The organism is Chitinophaga sp. YR573 (assembly GCF_900110995.1).
Classification (GTDB): Bacteria; Bacteroidota; Bacteroidia; order Chitinophagales; family Chitinophagaceae; genus Chitinophaga.
In genome coordinates, this window is sequence record NZ_FOJF01000001.1 from 4279795 (window position 1) to 4300523 (window position 20729).

Consider the following 20729-nt stretch of genomic DNA (forward strand, 5'->3'; position numbering starts at 1 on the left):
GATGTATTCTGAACCGATGCCTTCTGGTTAACCATTCCCTATTAGGTTAATCCAATGAAAAAACTATGCCCCGCACCGCGGTAGGTGCACTATTGCCCTGGTTTCAAAAAAACCGGGAACGGATCTCTATTTCCTGAAATGTACAAAACAATTCAAAACCACATGCATAAAAAGGTGACCCTATTCCTTAAACTGATAATGCTACTGCTGATCACAACAAAAATGCAGGCAGCTGGAACAGGCATACAGGATGCACTTGACAGAAAGATTTCACTGGAATTAAAAGATGTATTGTTAAAAGAAGCATTGGATAAGATCGGTAATCTTGCTGACGTGTCATTTATATATGCAGGTAATTCAGTGGTTGCGGTAAACAAGGTGAACGTAAATGCACACAATGAAAAAGTAGGCGATTTATTAAACAAGTTATTAAAACCCTATTCTCTTTCCTATACTGTATTGTACGATCGTATTGTAATACGGCAGAGTGATAAAAAAATAAGCACTATGCTTTCTCCCCAGGGGAACAGAGGCATAGCCATGCGTTTCCAGGATGTAAGAGGTGTGATTTCTTCTGAGAAAAAAGAATTACTACCCGGTGTTGCCATCATGATAAAAGGCACTACCAGGGGAACTACTACAGATGGTAATGGATTGTTCGAGTTAAAAAATATTCCCGCCGATGCGGTACTTATTGTCAGCCTTACTGGCTATGAGCAACAGGAAGTAAGTTTGGCCAATTATAAAGGCGGACTGGTAAGAATACAACTGAAAGAGAAGCTCACTAAACTTCAGGAAGTTGTAGTGACAGGCTTTCAGAATATTGATAAGAATAAATTCTCCGGGGCTGCTACCCGCATAAAAGCAGAGGATGCGAAAATAGACGGGATGCCGGATGTAAGCCGTATGCTGGAAGGACGTGTTGCCGGTGTTGCTATACAGAACGTTTCAAGTACGTTTGGTACAGCGCCTAAAATCCGCGTACGTGGTGCTACTTCCATTAATGGTGATAACAAACCTTTATGGGTGATAGATGGTGTTGTGCTGGAAGATGTGGTGAACATCTCCAACGATCAGTTATCCAGTGGTGATCCTACCACACTGATGGGCTCCGCTGTAGCAGGTTTGAACGCGAATGACATTGAGAGTTTTGACATCCTGAAAGATGCTGCTGCTACTGCTTTGTATGGCGCCCGCGCGATGAACGGTGTAGTGGTGATCACTACAAAGAAAGGCCGCGCCGGTACTAAACCAATGGTTGCTTACAGTGGTAACTTCAGCACTCAGCTGAAGCCCACTTATGATAATTACAACATCATGAATTCTGCCCAGCAGATGTCTGTACTGGCAGAGTTGGAAAGAAAAGGAAGTCTTACTTCAGATATCCTTTCCCGTAGTGATATAGGTGTGTATGGCAAGATGTATGAAAAGCTGAATGCGGATGAGAATGGAAACTTTCCATTGCAGAATACGCCTGAAGCTAAACGCCAGTTCCTGTTAAGATATGCTTCTGCCAACACAGACTGGTTTGACATACTTTTCAAAACCAGTTTCATCCAGGAACATTCCCTCAGTATTTCTTCCGGTACTGAAAAATCACAGTCTTATTTCTCTACCAGTTTTTATCATGATAATGGCTGGACGATTGCAGACCGTGTAAGCCGTTATACTTTAAACTTCCGTAACAACTACAAACTATCCGATAAAGTAAATGCAGGATTCTCTGTATTGGGTTCTGTTCGTCAGCAAAGAGCACCAGGTGCGCTTACACGTACCAGCAATCCTGTGGAAGGACAGTATGACCGCGACTTTGATATCAATCCATTCAGTTATTCCTTAAATACCAGTCGTACACTCACTGCATATGATCAGGGTGGCAAGCTGGAATATTTCAGAAGAAATTTTGCACCGTTCAATATCATCAATGAACTGCAGAATAATTACCTGGACCTGAACATGATGGACTTACGCCTGCAGGGAGATTTCTCCTGGAAGCTGGCAAAGAATCTCCGTTATGAATTTGTAGGAGCATTACGTTATGTAAAGTCTTCCCGCGAACACCAGATCACAGAGAACAGCAATATGGCAAATGCATACCGCGCAGCGGATAATGCTACCATTGCTGAAAACAATAAATTCCTTTACAGAGACCCGGATAATCCGAATGCATTACCGCAGATCGTATTACCATATGGTGGATTTTATAACCGTACAGAAGATCAGCTGATCAACTATGATTTCCGTAACAGCCTTAACTACACCAACAACTTCGGTGCTGGTGAAAAACATAGTTTGAATGCCATGATAGGCCAGCAGGTGAAGTATGCAGACAGGCAGAACGCAGCGAACACCGGTTATGGTTACCAGTATGATAACGGCGGTGTAGCATTCACCGATTACCGCATTCTGAAACAAACAATAGAAAGCAATTTCCCTTATTATGGAATGAGCAGGGACTACGACCGTTTTGCTGCTTTTTATGCAACGGCTACCTATGCTTATAACAGCAAATATAACTTTAGCGGTACTACCCGTTATGATGGTTCCAACCGCCTTGGACGTTCTTCTAATGCCCGCTGGCTGCCTACCTGGAGCTTATCAGGTTCCTGGAACATGGACAAAGAACCATTCATCCAAAAACTGTCCTGGGTAGATTACCTGGCGCTGAGGGCCAGCTATGGTTTAACCGCCAGTATGGGCCCTGCTACCAACTCTAACATCGTATACAAAACTGTAAATACCAACAGGCCGCATCTGTCTGAAGTAGAATCTGTAATTAAGATAGCACATCTTCAAAACGACGACTTAACATGGGAGAAATTGTACACTACTAATGTTGGTCTGGATGCGACTTTATTCAACAGGCGTTTGACCTTAGCCCTGGACCTTTACACCAGGAAGAGTTTTGACCTGATCAGTATCATCAAAACTTCCGGTATTGGCGGTGAAACATACAAAGCGGCCAACTATGCGGATATGGATTCCAAAGGGCTGGAGATAATGCTGGGCGGAGATGTGATCAAACGTAAAGACTGGGGATGGAAAACCAATTTCACTTTTGGTTACAATACCAATAAGATCACCAATGCGAAGAACATCCCGGCCATATTCGACCTGGTGGTAGCAGAAGGTGGTAATAAGGAAGGTTACCCTGTAAGAGGATTATTTTCTCTTCAATACAAAGGTCTGGACCCTAATAATGGTGCGCCGCAATTCATTAACCAGAATGGAGATAAGAGCAAGGATGTATACCTGCAGGACCTGAACACTACACACCTGGTGTACGAAGGGCCGGTAGATCCTCCGGTAACAGGTGGGTTCTCCAATACCTTCCATTATAAGGCTTTATCGCTGAACGTATTTGTTACTTACCAGTGGGGCAATAAGATCAGGATGTATCCTGCCTTTAAAACATCTTATTCCGATATGGACGCAATGCCTAAGGAATTTTATGACCGCTGGATGATGCCTGGTGATGAGAAGGCTACACAAACACCTTCCATACTCGACGGACTGGAACAAACACTGTTAGGTGGGGCATATCCTTACAACAACTACAACTATTCAACAGCAAGGGTAGCTAAAGGAGATCTGATACGTTTGAAAACGATATCGCTCACTTACCTGGTACCCGCATCCACACTCAATAGAACGGCATTTAACAGCATCGCCATAACTGCTGCTGCTATTAATCCATGGTTGATTTATTCTGATAAAAGACTGAGAGGTCAGGACCCGGAATTCTTCAATACAGGAGGTGTTGCGCAGCCGATCCAAAAGCAATTTACTCTTTCATTAAAAGTAGGTATCTAAAAGAAGATGGTTATGATGAATTTTTTTACAAAGGCATCGGTCATTAGTATAAGTGTTTTAACCCTTTCAGGGTGTACGAAATATCTTGATAAATCTCCAGACAGTAGCTGGACAGAACTGGATACGCCTGAAAAGGTAACCCAGTTGTTAGGTACTGCTTATCCACAGGGAAACTATATCGTTTTCTGTGAAGCGATGTCCGATAACGTAGCTGATAAAGGCGCCGGTGTTCTTGAAAGGAGCAACCAGGACCCTTTTAGTTTCAATGATGTACAAAGTACACAACAGGACTCTCCGGAGTTTTACTGGCAGGCTTGTTACACAGCTATTGCTGCCGCCAACAATGCGCTGAAAGCCTGTAATGCTGCTGCCGATACTTCCCTGTATCAGGCGCAGAAAGGAGAGGCACTGGTAGCAAGAGCATATGCTCATTTTATGCTGGTGACCTTCTTCTCCAAATTTTATGATGAAACAACTGCCTCCGCAGACGCTGGTATTCCTTATGTGACAGAACCGGAAACTGTGGTGATGAAACCATACGAGCGTAAAACAGTGGCTTATGTATATGAGATGATTGAAAAAGATCTGTTGCAGGGACTGCCACTGATCAATGACGGGAATTATAAAGTACCGCACTATCATTTTAATAAATCTGCCGCATATGCTTTTGCTACCAGGTTCTATCTTTTTAAAAAGAATTACCAGAAGGTAGTAGAATATGCAAACCTGGCATTTCCTAACAATGATGTTGCCGGTAATATGCGTCCCTGGAATACTACTTACAGCACAATGACACCTGCTGAACTATGGGCTACTTACGCAAACGCCTCCCAGAGTGCAAACCTGTTGCTGGTAGAAACACCGTCTCTCTATGGCCGCTATGTGGCACAATATAGATACGGACTTGATTATTCACATGAAACTGCCATACTGGAAAGTAATGTTACGGGTGGAAAGTTTGTGTACCCAATATATTACTATGGTACAAGAGACTACTTCGTACCAAAACTCACAGAATACTTTGTAAAGTCTTCTGTGAATGCCACCATCGGAGACCCTTATGTAATGGTGCCTCTCTTCACTACAGAAGAAGTATTGTTCAACAGGGCAGAAGCAAATATTTACCTCGGGAATAACGATGCGGTACTGGCAGATCTGAACCTCTTCGCCAGCAAGAGGATTAAGAATTACAGCGCTTCCACACATAAGATTACTACTACTTCTATTAAAAACTATTATGGCATTACATCTGTAGCAAGCGGTTTGTTACAGACTGTCATGGATTTTAAACGTGCAGAATATCTACAGGAAGGATCTCGCTGGTTTGATCTTCAGCGGTATAAAATAGCGGTAACGCATTACACTGTATTTGGAGAAACGCTTACGCTCGCTGTAGATGATAAGCGCCGTGTATTACAGATCCCGGCATCTGCATTAACATCTGGTATTGCGCTTAATCCCCGTTGATCTTAATTAAAAAATAACTAAGGATATGAAACTTATAAAAGCATTCTTTTTTCTGACAGTAGTAGCTGTACTGGGCGCATGTTCCAGTAAAAAAGATGATCTGAGTGGTGTGCAGAATATCCCGGGCCTGGGGGGCGATACCTGGGTCCCGGGATCTTTGGATGCCTGGTTGTATGACACTATCACAGTGCCTTACAATATCGAAGTAAAATATAAATGGGACCAGTTTGAATTTGATGTTACCAAAACACTGGTGCCGCCTAAAGAAGAAGTGGTGATACCTGCAATGCAGGCCATTAAGAAAGTGTGGATAGATAACTATATCAATGCAGCAGGGTCTCTGTTTTTCAAGAAATACAGTCCTAAGTTTTTCATTCTCTCCGGCAGTGCCAGCTGGAATGACAACGGTACCATCACGTTGGGTACAGCAGAAGGCGGACGTAAAGTAGTGATGTACCTGCTGAATGAATTCCGCACAAAACAAATGGACGGTTATACACTGGGTGATACCGCTAATGTGAAACAGATTTTTCATGTAATAGAACATGAATTCGGGCATATCCTTCATCAGACTATCATGTATCCTGTAGAGTTCAAGAAGATCTGTGCAGGTTATTATACAGGTAACTGGAACAACATATCTGATCAGACGGCGCACTGGGACGGTTTTGTAACACCTTATGCAATGTCCAGTGAAAATGAAGATTTCGTGGAGATGATTGCAACCATGCTGATAGAAGGTAAAGGCGGATTTGATAAGCTGGTAAACAGTATTCCTGCAGGTACAAGTGAAGACGGTGTTACACAGGCCCAGGCAATGGACCGGTTGAGACAAAAGGAAGCGATGGTGGTAAGCTATTTTAAATCGGCATATAACATCGACTTCTATAGTCTGCAGAGTAATACAAGGAAATCTATTGACGGTCTTTTTTATTAAAATAAACAGATGAATACCCGGGAGGGAAGCAAAACAATCCTTATGACAAAAAATCTATTCTTATATATTTTACTGATCACGGCTACACTTTCTTCCTGCAGGAAAAAAGATGATTTTGTGTTTGATCAGTCTCCGGATGAGAGAATCAATAAAACACTGGCAGAATATAGCTCCGCTTTAACAGGTTCTGAGTATGGCTGGAAAGGATTAGTTTACCCTTCGGGTATTCCGGGTACCCCTTTTGGATTTTATTTCAAATTTGATACTGCAAACCGGGTACAGATGTTCTCGGATTTTGATTCACTCTCTGCTGTAACGGTAAAGGAAAGCAGTTATCGTCTGAAAGCCCTGCAGCAGCCTTCACTATTGTTTGATACCTATTCTTACATCCATGTACTGTGTGACCCCGATGGAAGTGTCAACGGAGGTGTATATGGTCAGGGATTATATTCTGATTTTGAATTTGCCATAGATGGTATTTATGGCGATACAATAAAACTTACAGGACGATTGCATGGCAGTAAGGCCTTGCTTGTCAAAGCTACCTCACAGGAGGCACAGGATTATTACGAGAAAAAACGGAACTGGGAGTTCAATAATATTTCCCGGTTCCTTACTTACTTTAAACAGTTAACGGCAGGTGGAAGCAAGTACGACATGTACGTTAACAAATTGTACCGCCAGATTCAGTTTGTATGGAATACGGCTGAAGGTGCAAAATCCTTTAGCACACCGTATTACTATACCAGTAATGGCATAGCGCTGACATCACCACTCAATGATGGCAAACAAAGCATCAGCGCTTTTGAAAATGTGATCTGGGATGCTGCGGGGCAATCAATGAAATTTAAAGTAAATGGCGCAGATGCCACTATTACGGGCGTTATCAAACCGCTGCTGGTAGATGCCACTGCCGGTAGCCGTTGGTGGAATGCAGCGGCCAATGCGGGCTCTTATTGGGTATCTACAAGTGGCTTCCATGTAGATGGTGTGGATGACGCCTATGGCGTAAATCGTATTTCCGGCTTTCAGTTCATGTTTTATTACCCCAACTTTAATTCGGGGTATGATGCAGGTGCCATATTTACATCCGCCACTTTCGGCCCTGCATTAAAACCTAAGTTTAATACAAATGGCACCGTTGTTTTTTCTGCTGCCGGCACTTTCGGCACAGCTCCCACAGACGGCGCTACAGCTTTAGCAAATATAACAACCAAATTCTCTGAAACCGCAGGGTTCTATTTCGTGCAAACAGGTAACTACACCTATGACATGGTGAACGTCAAAGATGCACGCAGCTGGATCTCCTGGAATAACTGATGTACATCCATTTTTGAACCCTTAGTATAAAAAGACCCATATGAGAACTAAGCCCTTTTCTGTACTGAAAACCACCCTGTACCTGCTCTTCATGCTGTTGTCGGCATTGAGCTCGTATGCACAAACAGATGTCACCATCGGTTCCGGGACCGGTTCAAACGGCGGTACTACTTACCCGGCCCCTTTGCAGGATTACTGGGAAGGTAACCGTGCGCAATACCTTTACAAGGCCAGCGAATTAATAGCCAAAGGCATAGGCCCTGGTTTTATTAACGCTATCAGGTTTAATGTCACAGACGTAAATGGCTGTGGTATTATTGAACAGTATACGGTGAAAATATCGGCTACATCTACAGCATCGTTGAGTGATGTAACCTGGGAACCCTCCGGCACAGTGATCTATGGTCCGGTCGACTACCAGCCGGTTGCAGGGCTGAATAGCTTTCCCTGTACTCCGTCATTTTTCTGGAACGGTGTAGATAATATACTGGTGGAAGTTTGTTCCGGTGATCCCAATAACCCTACAGGACCTATACAATATACCAGTAATGCGGTGGTGGCATGGACAGAGGGCTTATCTTTTAATGGGTCCAGTACCTACAAAAATGATAATGAAGGGAACCTGTGCAGCACATTAGATCCTGATAATAGCGGGAATATGGATACCCGCCCTGATATTATCTTTAACTGGACACCGGCAGTTGCCTGTACCGGTACTCCTAATGCGGGAACTGCTGTCACCAGCGTTTCCAGTGTGTGTTTGAATGAGAACTTTACCCTGAGCCTTACCGGTGTTACCGTGGCTTCAGGGCTTAAATATCAATGGCAGTCTTCTACGAATAATATTACATGGACAAATATTCCAAATGATACCACTGCCGCACTGACCACCACACAGCAGGTTAGTACTTATTACCGCTGCGTGGTAACATGTACCACCAGTGGTGCTACGGCTACTTCTACCGCTGTGCAGGTAACCAGTCCTACGCTGGTATCAGGAACGTTCGCTATCAATAAAGCATTACCTACTGGTGGAGGCAACTTTGCTTCATTTAATGACGCCTATAACTATATTAAATGCGGTATCAACGGACCGGTAGTATTCAATGTCGTTGCAGGCTCCGGCCCATACAACGAACAGCTGAACATGACTCCTGTTCCGGGTGCTTCCGCAACAAATACTGTTACATTTAATGGTAATGCAGATACACTTGCTTACTTATCAACCAACAGTAACGAGCGTGAAGTCATCAAACTAAATGGTGCAGATTATATCCGCTTTGTGAACCTTGTGATCAATGCGAAGGGCAGTGCCGGAACAGAATATGGTTTTGCAGTACAACTGATAAATGATGCAGACTTTAATAGTTTCACCAACTGTACCATCCTCAGTAATACAACTTCTACTTCTACCAACTTTGCAGGTATTGTGATCAGTAGCAGCGCCAGTTCTGCTACAGCTACCGGTACCGCGAACTGTGATAATAACGTATTCAGTGGTAATACCATCATTGGTGGTTACTATGGAATGACCATGGTAGGTAGCACTACTACATCTAATGCAGGTAACGTGATTTCCAATAATAAGTTCCGTGATTTTTATAATTACGGGATGTACATACAGGGAGCCTTCAATGCCAGTATTCAGAGCAATACATTCAGCAGACCTGCCCGTACTTCTGTGAGTGATTTCTATGGTATTTATATGACAGGACTCAGTACGAAGGTGAATATTAATGCCAACCGTTTTACTGATCCGTTTGGCGGGGCTCTAACCAGCACCGGTACTTTCTATGGAATTTATTTAACGAGTGTGGATGCATTGTCACAGCTGGAAAATGTGATAAGCAATAACCTGATATATAACCTGACCGGAAACGGAAGTGTATATGGATTCTATAATTCCAGTTCAGACAATGTATGGTATTATCATAATACTCTTTCACTGGATGGTGCTACGCTGGCATCTTCTTATGTGACGAGAGGTTTTTACCAGACTACCAACGCCGCAGGGATCAACTTCATTGATAACCTTATAACGATCACCCGTGGAGGACCAGGTACTAAACATGCCTTATATTTTGCTACGTCCAGCAGTGTGATCGTTTCAAATTATAATGATCTCTTTATCAGTCCTTCGGTAACAAATGCCTTTACAGGATATAGCGTAAGTAATCAGCTAACATTGGCCAACTGGAGAGCTGCTGCATTCCAGGATGCTAATTCCATTGCTACCAATCCTATCTATGCAGATATTACTATCGGCAATTATGCACCTACCAGTGCTGCGGTGAATGACAGAGGTACCCCCATCGGTATCCTGGCAGATATCAATAATGCGACCCGTAGTACTACTACTCCGGATATGGGGGCGTATGAATTTACGCCTGCAGTATGTACTGCTCCTCCAACAGCAGGTGCTGCCGCGGTTAACATCACACCTGTATGTACAGATGTAGCGGTATCACTTAATCTCAACGGTAACTCAATGGGACTTACCCAAACTTATCAGTGGCAATATTCAACAACTGCTACCGGTACGTATACAAATCTGGGTCTTCCGATTACGTTCCCTGATACAACTATAAAAGCAACAACAACATTATACTATCGTGCAGCAGTGACCTGCGGTAGCAGTACCACCTATTCTGATCCGGTGCTGTTAACCGTAAATCCTGCCCTGCCTGGTAATACGTATTCAATCGATAAAAATGCGCCGGCAAGTGCACTTAACTTCGTGAGCTTTAACGCCGCGAAAGCTGCTATGCAATGTGGTATCAGCGGACCGGTGATCTTTAATGTTGTTGCAGGCCGTACTCCTTATGAAGAACAGCTTTTGCTGGATTCAATAAGAGGGGTTTCTGCGATCAACACAATCACCTTCCTGGGTAATGGTAATACTATCCATTTCAGCTCAACGAATACAGATGAACGTGCGGTAATAAAGCTGAAACACTCGGACTATATTACTTTCGATAGTCTGACCATTGATGCTACAGGTACAGGCAGCTACGGATATGGTGTTCAACTGATCAATTATGCAGACAGTAATACCTTCCGCAGATGTAATATCATTACCAGCACTACATCTACTTCTGATGCTTATGCAGGTATTGTGATGAACGCTGCAGATAATGGCGCTGCTACTACCGGTAGTACCCGTTGTACAGGTAATACTTTCAGTAACAATACCATTACCGGTGGTTACTATGGTGTAACGGTAGTGGGTGGTAATAATGACCAGATCATCGGTAACCGCTTTACCCGCAATACTGTTAAAGACTTTTACGTTTATGGGTTCTACCTGTATTATCCTTATAATACGCAGATCCGTGGTAACCTGATCACCCGTCCTACGCGTACCAGTGTATCTACCTTTGACGGGATTTATGTGCTCGGTCAGAGTGGATTACTGAATATCTCTGAGAACAGGATTACCAATCCTTTTGGTGGTATTCCTACCAGTACCAGTGCCTTCTATGGCATCGCCTTCAGCTCTTCAGATGCCCCAACAGGAGCTACAAATATTGTATCTAACAATGTTATCTACAATGTCAACGGTCAGGGATCTTCTTATGGCATCTACAATGGTTATTCTGCCAATACTTCTTATTACCATAATACTATCTCTCTGGATAATAATAATGGTAGTTCTACTTTCAACACTTTAGCAGGATTTTATCAGAGTGGTACTACCAGTGAACTGAAGTTTATCAATAATATTATTACTGTCACTGCTCCGGCTTTCAGTACGAAATATGCGATGTACCTGGGATCAACCGGTACAGAGATCGTTGCCAACAACAACGACTATTATGTAAAAGGTGGTGGTGCAGCTAATACTAATTACACCGGATATTTTGGGGCTAATTATACAACCCTGGCAGACTGGAAGATAGCTACCGGTCAGGATGCTGCTTCCGTAAGCATGGACCCTATTTATGCAGATGCGGCGAATGGGAATCTTGCTCCGGTAATTGTTCCGATGGATAACACCGGTGTACCTGTAGGTATTACCAATGACATCCTGGGTGTATCAAGAAGTACTACCAAACCTGATATCGGTGCTTATGAAATAGATGTTCCGCTGTGTACAACACCGCTCAATGCAGGTACCGCTGTAGTTACACCTACTTCAGGTATTTGCCTGGGCAGACCAATTACACTGGACCTCACAGGTAATACTCCTGGTGGAAGACTGACCTACCAATGGCAGTCTGGTTTTACTGCAACTGGTCCGTGGATCAATATCACTGACACGATGTATGTATCCCTGTTCAAAACAGAACTGGGTATGAATAACTATTTCCGTTGCCGCATTGTATGTAGTGGTACGGATACGGCCTACTCAACAGTCGCATATGTAAATATGAATGCACCGTTGATCAAAGGGCTTTACACTATTAATCCTGCAGGATCCGGTTCCAGGAACTTCCCTTCATTTACAGCAGCAGTGCAGGCCATGGAATGTGGTATAGCTGGTGAAGTAATTTTTGAAGCAGTACCTGGTACTTATACAGAGCAGGTACGTATGCATAGAGTAGGAGGGGCTTCAGATACAAGTCGTATCACCTTCCGTAGTCAGAATGGTGACCCTGCTTCTGTCATACTTACTTATCCAACAACTGCAGCACTCAACTATGTATTAAAACTGGATAGTGCCAGTTATGTAACTTATAAAAACCTGACGATTACAGCGGCAGGTACTACGAATGCAAGGGTAGTGGAACTGGCAGGTACAGCAGCTTACGACAGCCTGTTGTATAATAAGATAAACATGCCGGCAACTACTACTAACAATACAAATATAGTAGGGGTTTATGCCAATGCTTTCCCTGGTAAGAATATCACCATCACGGGAAATACCATTACCAATGGCGCCAGCGGTATCTGGTTCTCAGGTCCGTCAAATACATTGTTAGCTCCTTCACTTGCGATAGACAGCAATACTGTGAACGGTGCTTACGTAAATGGTATTTACACCCTGAATACAACCAGTGTGGCTATTACCAGGAATACAGTTAACAGCACTGCGCCACTGGCCAGTACTTCTTATGGTATTGTTTTAAGTTATGGAGACTCCGCTTACCGCGTTACACAAAACAAAGTGAATATCAGTAATGCTACTACAACAGTATATGGTATTTACATGGAGTATTGTGATGGTACACTGGGTATGCCGGGATTAGTAGCAGCCAATAAGGTATATGCAGCAACAGGCAATACCGGTTCGCTGTATGGTCTGGACCTTTATTATTGCAGCAATAATACAACTGTCAATAACGTAGTGGGTATAGCCACCTCCGGTAGCAGCTCTTACGCCCTGTACAGTTATCTGGACAACAACATCAATTACTATAATAATACCTTCCAGAGCAGTGCTACTTCTTCAACCAACAACGTAGCCGCATACTTATACCATACAAGTGCTACTTATGGTAATATCAGGCTGCGTAATAATATCTTCTCTCATTTGGGTGGAGGTTATGCTTTACTGGTGTATGCTCCTGATTACATCAACAGTGATTATAATACCCTGTATACTTCAGGCGCTACGCTTGTAAGAAAAACAGTTGCACCAGCTACCAATTATGCCACACTGTCTGCCTGGAGAACTGCATCCGACCTGGATATCAGCTCTATCGTATACAAACCGGCATTTATCAGTAATACAAACCTGACACCTGATGTTAACAACCCGGATGTATGGGCTATACATGGCCGTGGTGTGCAGGTAACAGGTAATGATCATGACATCAATAATCAATACCGTCCTGTTACACTGGCAGAAGGCGTACCGGATATGGGAGCCTATGAGTTCCTGCCGGCAGTAGAACCTCCACTGTTGCAGCCTGTACCATTAGCGCCTGCCGCAGGTACTACCCAGCGGTTTATGTTTGGTACAGATACAGTGGCCAAAATTACATGGTCTCCGTCTGCAGCAGTACCAGCAGATATCACACTGAAGAGATATTCCGGTATCAAGCCACCTAAACTGGCTCCGGGCAGAGAGTTCATGTACTTCTACACAGATATAGATGCGAATGGACCTGGTGCGTACAAATATGATCTGCAACAATTCTATGTGGATTCATGGCAGGGTACTATGGATAAGGAAATGAACATCCGCCTGGGAAGAACTGATGCGGACTCTTTATGGCAGGTGAGTGATAGCAGTACTGTGGATATCACAGCGAATATCATAGCAGATACTTCATTAAAATACATTGACAGATTTACCGGACTGAAAGGTAATCTGCCTGATAAGCCTACAATACCGGCAATGCCTGACAGCTCTAACAGAGGCACCCGCTTCTGGGTAGGTTATGGTCATCACCAGTTCTTTGGTACTGATAATACACAGAACATGGTGTTGTACCTGAGTGCTGATCAGCTGTCGCATGTTATCGTAAAAATAAATGGTACCTCATGGAAGAAAGAATACACGGTGGCAGCCAGGAATGTACTGGTAACTGATCTTATGCCTAAGAACGGTTTAAGTGATGCCCGTCTGCTGGTGGAAGGTCTTTCTGATAAAGGTATCAGTATAGAAAGTGATGCACCAATAGTAGCTTATGCACATATTTATGGAAGTACATCTTCCGGTGCAACGATGTTGTTACCTGTAGGTACATATGGTTATGAGTACTATGCACTGATGTCACGACAGAGTTATGGCGCTAACAACAATACTTATTCCTGGTTCTATGTAGTAGCGGACAACGATAATACAATGGTAGAGATCACACCTTCAACACCAACGTTGAATGGCCGTCCTGCAGGAGTACCGTTTACGATTACACTGAATAAAGGAGAGGTTTACCAGGTACTGGGTGCTATCAAGTCAAGTGCAGAAGGATATGACCTCTCTGGTAGTAAGATCCGTTCTATCTCCAATGCAAATGGTAAGTGTTATCCGGTAGCGGTATTCTCTGGTAACAGCCGTACTTCTTTAAGTTGTGATGGTATGTCTGGAAGCTCCGGTGATAACAACATCCAGCAGAACTTCCCTTCACAGGCATGGGGTCAGCATTATCTCACTGCACCTACTTCCAACAGTGAAGATGCTACGGTGTTAGGCACAAACATTTATCGTGTAATGGTGAAGGATACTTCTACAGCAGTATTCCTGAATGGTGCAAGACTGAGAGGATTGATCAATGACCGTTACTATCAGTATGAAAGTGGTACAGCGGATTATGTGGAAGCTGATAAACCGATTACAGTAGCACAGTATCTGGCTTCTGCCGGTGCCTGTCCTAATACAAGTGGTTTGGGTGATCCGGAAATATTCTATCTCAGTCCGATTGAACAGGGTATTAACAGTGTGGGATTATACCGTAACACCGTAGAATCTATCAACGTGAATTACCTGACATTGATCACACCAACATCAGCATTACCTTCTCTGTTGATTGATGGTACCAATACATATGATTATTCTTATGCTCATCCAAACAAGAGTGGTTATACAGTAGTTGTAAAACGTTGGTTAGCCGCCAAGGCACAATGTATCGTAACCAGCGATTCAGCCTTTACTGCTATCACTTACGGATTAGGAAGTGCAGAAAGTTATGGTTACAATGCCGGTACGCTGGTAAGGGATCTGAACATGAAAACAACGTTCAGTAATACTTACGATTCAAGTGGTACTCCAAGCAAGTATACCTGTGCTAAAACACCGTTCCGCTTTACAGCTATGCTGCCTGTTAAACCTACTTCACTCAAATGGGAGTTAAGCCAGGTAAGTAACCTGATACCGGCAACAGATGTAATACAGGCTAATCCTGTACCGATAGATTCAATAGAAGCGAACGGAAAGAAATACTACAAATACAATCTCACCAGTGATTATATGTTCACTGTACCGGGTACTTATTACATACCGTTGCAGATGACTCATCCGGATATAGAAAGCTGTAATAATACTTCTGAAGTGATGCTGGAAATAAAAGTGATCAGCGCACCTCTGGTAGACTTCAGTATAGATTACTCCGGTTGTATCAGTGACGAAGCCATACTGGATGGTCAGGTTGTTACAGAAAACAATGCCGCCATCAATATCTGGAAATGGAATTTTGCAGACGGTACCAATGCATATACATCACATGTTACCAGGAAATATCCTGCCGCAGGTACTTATGTAGAAGAGCTGCATATTATTACCGCTGCCGGTTGTATAGGAGATACTTCAAAACAGGTAGTAGTAAATGATCCGGGTAGTGCGAAAATGGTGAAGGATACCATCACGGTTTGTTATGGGGCCAGTGTCACCTTCAGCGTACAGAACCCTGATCCGGCACTGACATACAACTGGTATAATGCCGCTGTCAATGGCGCATTGCTGGGAACCGGTACAAGTTTCACCGTACCATCTGCTGTCAGCAAAGCCATCTATTATGTAGAAACTGTAATGGGAGGTTGCCCTGGTAGCAAACGTACCCCGGCTACATTGCTGGTACTGCCGGTAATTGTTAGTCCTGTAGTAACAGTGGATTCAATCGGCGTAAACGCCATCCGTTTCAAATGGGATGCTGTTACTGCTGCAACAGGTTATGAAGTATCTACAGATAATGGTGTTACCTGGACAGAGCCTTCTTCCGGACCTCTCGGACTGGAACATCTGGTTACCGGATTAAGACCAGTACAAACTGTTACACTGCTCGTTAAAGCGAAAGGTTGTAATGATAAAATATCTGATCCTGCATCTGCTGTAACCCTCACCGATGGTATCTACATTCCTAATGCCTTCTCACCAAATGGTGATGGTTTGAATGATGTGTTACAGGTGTATGGAGCTATCATAAAAGAAGTACACTTTATGATCTTCAACCAGTGGGGTGAGAAAGTATTCGAAACCAATAACCAGTCAGTAGGATGGGATGGCTATTACAAACGTAAAGCACAACCTTCCGGTGTATACATCTATGTATGCAAACTGAAATTGATCGATGGTACTGAGGTAGATAGAAAAGGTTCTGTTAACCTGATTCGGTAAGATAAAAATTTGCAGATCATGGAAAATCCTATAAAAAATACATTTGCTTGCTTGTGCTCTCCGCCTTATGGCGGGGGCACAGGTAGCAAATCCCTCTTAATAACTTTATTATTACTGATAGCTGGTATTTCAACATTTGCACAGGACCTCTCTAACAAAGGGAAGGATTTCTGGGTGAGTTATGGTCACCATGAATTCATGGAACCGTTGCAGAATAACAGTCAGGAGATGATTCTTTATTTAAGTGCAGAACAAGCTGCACAGGTAACGGTAACGATTGATGGAACCACCTGGACAAGGAGCTACAGCATCCCTGCCAATACAGTAATCCCAACAGAATTTATTCCCAAGTCAGGAGCTTTTGATGCGCGTTTATATTCGGTACCTCCCGCTTTTGGTGGTACTGGTGGAGAAGGTCTTTTTACAAGAAAAGGAATTCATATTACGAGTGATGTACCTATCGTAGCCTATGCACATATTTTTGGTAGTGCATCTTCCGGAGCAACTACACTGATGCCGGTAGAAACATGGGGATATTATTATGTGTCATTGAACAGTGAACAGAATTATGCGAATGACTGCTTCTCCTGGATGTATGTAGTAGCTGATCATAATAACACACAGATAGAAATAACGCCCGCAAAATTAAGCCGTAACGGGCGTCCGGCAGGAGTGCCCTTTACAGTAACACTGAACAGGGGAGAAGTATACCAACTGGTAGGTGCTTCCAGTGGCAGTGCAGGGAATGAACTAACTGGTACAACTGTCCGTTCTATTGCCAACAGTGCGGATACCTGTTATCCTGTAGCTGTATTTTCCGGCAGCAGCCGTACCGCTATCGGTTGTGTGCCAGGGGCGGGAAGCAGCGGTGATAATAATATGCAACAGGTATTCCCTTCACAGGCATGGGGTAAACGTTATTTAACAGCGCCTACATCAAATGATGGATTAGCATCCAGTCTGATGACCAATATCTACAAAGTAGTAGTTAAAGATCCAACTACAGTGGTAAAAAGGAATGGTGTACAAATACCATTGAACACTTTGATAGGAAATTCCTATTACCGTTTTATAAGTGGTACTGCTGATTATATTGAATCAGATAAACCTATCCTGGTAGCACAGTTTATGTCTTCCACAGGAGCCTGTCCCAATTTCAATACTTTGGGAGATCCGGAAATGGTGTATCTGAGTCCTGTGGAACAGGCTATTAAAAGAATCGGTTTTTACCGCAATACCAGGGAATCTATCAGCGTGAATTATCTCACTATGATTATTCCTACAGGCGGGCTTCCATCTCTTCGTATTGATGGGCTGGCGAACGCCTATACGTATAGTTATCCTCATCCTAATCTTCCCGGCTATACAGTAGCTATTAAGAGATGGGTAGCTGCGCAGGCACAGTGTATCGTGTATAGTGATTCCGCCTTTACGGCGGTTACTTATGGCCTGGGTAGTGTAGAAAGTTACGGTTACAATGCAGGTACGCTGATCAACAACCTGAATGCACTGGGCGCTATACATAATGAACAGGATACTTCAAGTACCAAGAATGCTTTTACCTGTACAAAAACACCTGTAGAGTTATCCGTACTACTGGCTTACCAGCCTACTAAAATGGTATGGGTGATCAATCCGCTGGGTACGGCTATTACTCCTAATGCAGACGTTACAGTGAATGCACCGGTAAGCACCGGGCAGGAACTGGTGAAAGGTGTTCCCTACTATAAATACACGTTACCTGGAACCTATCAGTTCAGCAATACAGGTACTTATGATATTACGATTATAAATACGCATCCCAGTATTGAAAAATGTGACCATACAGAATCTGTGAAGATTACAGTGGCGGTGCAAACCAAACCACAGGCAAATTTTACGTTTACACATACCGGTTGCGCATTGGATACAGTATATTTTACAGGTAACCCGAGTGGTAACGGATATAATATTGATCGCTGGAAATGGAGTTTCCCTGGTGCTGTATCGGATAGCGGACAAAATGTGAAAAGAAAGTTTGCTGTAGGATCGCAGAACATACAACTGAAAGTGATTTCCAAAGAAGGATGTGTCGCAGATACGATTATCCCTATTACGGTGGTTGCTCCTCCGGTAGCCAATTTTACTACCTCTGTGAATTCATTGTGTGAAGGAGGTGAAGTAACGGTTACAGACCAGTCTACTTTTGCAGGTACTGCTCCGGTGAATGCCTGGTACTGGGATTATAATAATGGCACTACATTGAATGCCACTTCTGCCGCCGGACAAAAAACAACTTACAATAACTATGGTACTTACAATGTAAAACACGTTGTAAAGGTGAGCAGCTTATGTGTCAGTGATACTGTAAGCAAAGCCGTAACAGTATATGCCAATCCCCGGGTAGGATTTACCTATCCCAATGATTGCCTGGCTGTAGATGGTATTGTACAGTTTAACAGTACAACCACTGTACCGGATGCACAAACATTAAGTACATATGCATGGGATTTTGGTGATGCATCAGCAACGCCTGCTAATCCTAATACTTCTGCGCTGGAAGATCCGCAGCATACTTACAGTTCATTCGGCACTTATACTATTAAATACAAGATAACAACAGATAAAAGTTGTTCAAAAGATACTACTGTATCCGCTACGTTTAAACTGAAACCAAGGCTTACTTATACGGCATTATCTCCTGTATGTGTAAATGATAACAGCATCCTTACTGTTGCCAAAGCCAGCGTTACGAACGGCGTTACGGGAACAGGTAAATATAAAGGTCCTGGTACCAATGCCAGCGGGATTTTTAACCCTGCTGCTGCAGGTGTAGGTACACATACTTTATGGTATGTATTTACATCAGGAACAGGATGTATTGATTCGATATCTTCTACTATTACTGTAAATCCTAAACCTGCTGCCAGTTTCACAGCCACAGATAATGTGTGCCTGGGGCAACAGGTAGCTATTGCGGACCAGTCGACTGTCTCCGCCGGTAATATCACTTCCTGGAAATGGTTGCTGGGTGATGGTACAAACGAAGTACACACCGATAATTCAGCATTTAATAAAACCTATACTGCATGGAATACCTACACTGTAAAACTGGTAGCGGTCAGCGACAAGAGTTGTGTGAGCGATACCGCTACCAGAACAGTGTCCGTACATCCGTTGCCGGTACCTGATTTCGCATTGCCAACTGCCATATGTATGCCGGAAGGGAAAGCCGTTTTCACCAATGCAAGCACTGTTCCGGATCATTCAACATTGTCTTATGTATGGGATTTCGGAGATAACACTGCTACAGGTATCATTGCTTCTCCTACACATATCTACAAGAGTACTGGTCCGTTTACAGTGAAACTGACAAGCACTTCTCTGTATGGTTGTGCTGCCAGTAAATCGCAGGTGCTGGATGCATTCTTTACTCAGCCGGTAGCTGGCTTCACGGTGTATCCCGATACTTTATGTGAAGGCGCAGATAACACATTCACGGATCAGAGTACAGATGCAGACAACAATATCAAAACATGGGCATGGCAGTTCGGTGATGGCTCTGTAGCTACCGATCCAAACCCTGTGAAACGATACAGTGTTCCCGGTAACTATGATGTACAGCTGACAGTTACCAACGGCGCAGGATGTATCTCCGATCCATTCACCGGAAAAGTGATTGTGTACTTACAGCCGGTGATAGATGCAGGACCATCCTTCATTGTTCCGCAGGGCACACAGGTACTGTTTAACCCAACGGCCAATGATTCTACTGTACTTACTTTCCAGTGGTCACCTCCTGACGGGCTTTCCAACGCGAATATATTAAGACCGGTACTGGCTGCGATGGAAGACCAGGTGTATGTACTGACTGCTACCGGACTCGGACATTGTACGGCAAGCGACGAACTCTCTGTAAAAGTATTCAAACCGGTAAAAGTGCCGAATGTGTTTTCTCCTAATGGCGATGGAATCAACGATCGCTGGGAAATCCCTAACCTGGCAGATTACCCGGGTTGTACAGTGGAGATCTTCAACCGTTACGGACAAAGAGTATTCGGTTCTACAGGGTATCCTACTCCATGGGACGGTACCTCCAGCGGCAAGATGCTGCCATTGGCTACTTACTATTATATCATCAAGCTGAAGAATGGATTCCCTCCATTATCAGGCGCTGTTACCATACTACAATAATCCATGTAAATATTTACCGCA

At 43.5% G+C, this 20729-nt stretch carries 6 protein-coding genes; all 6 read left to right on the plus strand.

All coding sequences use genetic code 11. From position 1 onward, the window contains the following. Window positions 1-162 precede the first annotated feature (162 nt). The 6 genes from BMW86_RS17945 to BMW86_RS17970 are packed head-to-tail and all read left to right on the plus strand — an operon-like array spanning window position 163 to window position 20708. A complete protein-coding gene (locus BMW86_RS17945) occupies window positions 163-3813 on the plus strand; it encodes a SusC/RagA family TonB-linked outer membrane protein (protein ID WP_089783093.1) in 3651 nt (1216 codons plus the stop codon). Window positions 3814-3825: 12 nt separating this feature from the next. After that, window positions 3826-5280 (plus strand): RagB/SusD family nutrient uptake outer membrane protein, encoded by a 1455-nt coding sequence (locus tag BMW86_RS17950; RefSeq protein WP_089783719.1) that lies wholly within the window; start codon window positions 3826-3828, stop codon window positions 5278-5280. A 25-nt stretch (window positions 5281-5305) separates the two neighbouring features. Beyond that, the gene (locus BMW86_RS17955) at window positions 5306-6217 is read left to right on the plus strand and encodes a zinc-binding metallopeptidase (RefSeq protein ID WP_089783094.1); all 912 of its coding nucleotides are present in this window, start codon (window positions 5306-5308) and stop codon (window positions 6215-6217) included. 42 nt (window positions 6218-6259) lie between these two features. Continuing rightward, window positions 6260-7537, plus strand: coding sequence for a DUF4302 domain-containing protein (locus BMW86_RS17960; protein ID WP_089783720.1), 1278 nt, complete (start codon window positions 6260-6262; stop codon window positions 7535-7537). A 40-nt stretch (window positions 7538-7577) separates the two neighbouring features. After that, window positions 7578-16535: an Ig-like domain-containing protein gene (locus BMW86_RS17965; protein ID WP_089783095.1), complete on the plus strand. Its 8958-nt coding sequence runs from the start codon at window positions 7578-7580 to the stop codon at window positions 16533-16535. An 18-nt stretch (window positions 16536-16553) separates the two neighbouring features. Continuing rightward, window positions 16554-20708: a PKD domain-containing protein gene (locus BMW86_RS17970; RefSeq protein ID WP_089783096.1), complete on the plus strand. Its 4155-nt coding sequence runs from the start codon at window positions 16554-16556 to the stop codon at window positions 20706-20708. Window positions 20709-20729: the final 21 nt, after the last annotated feature.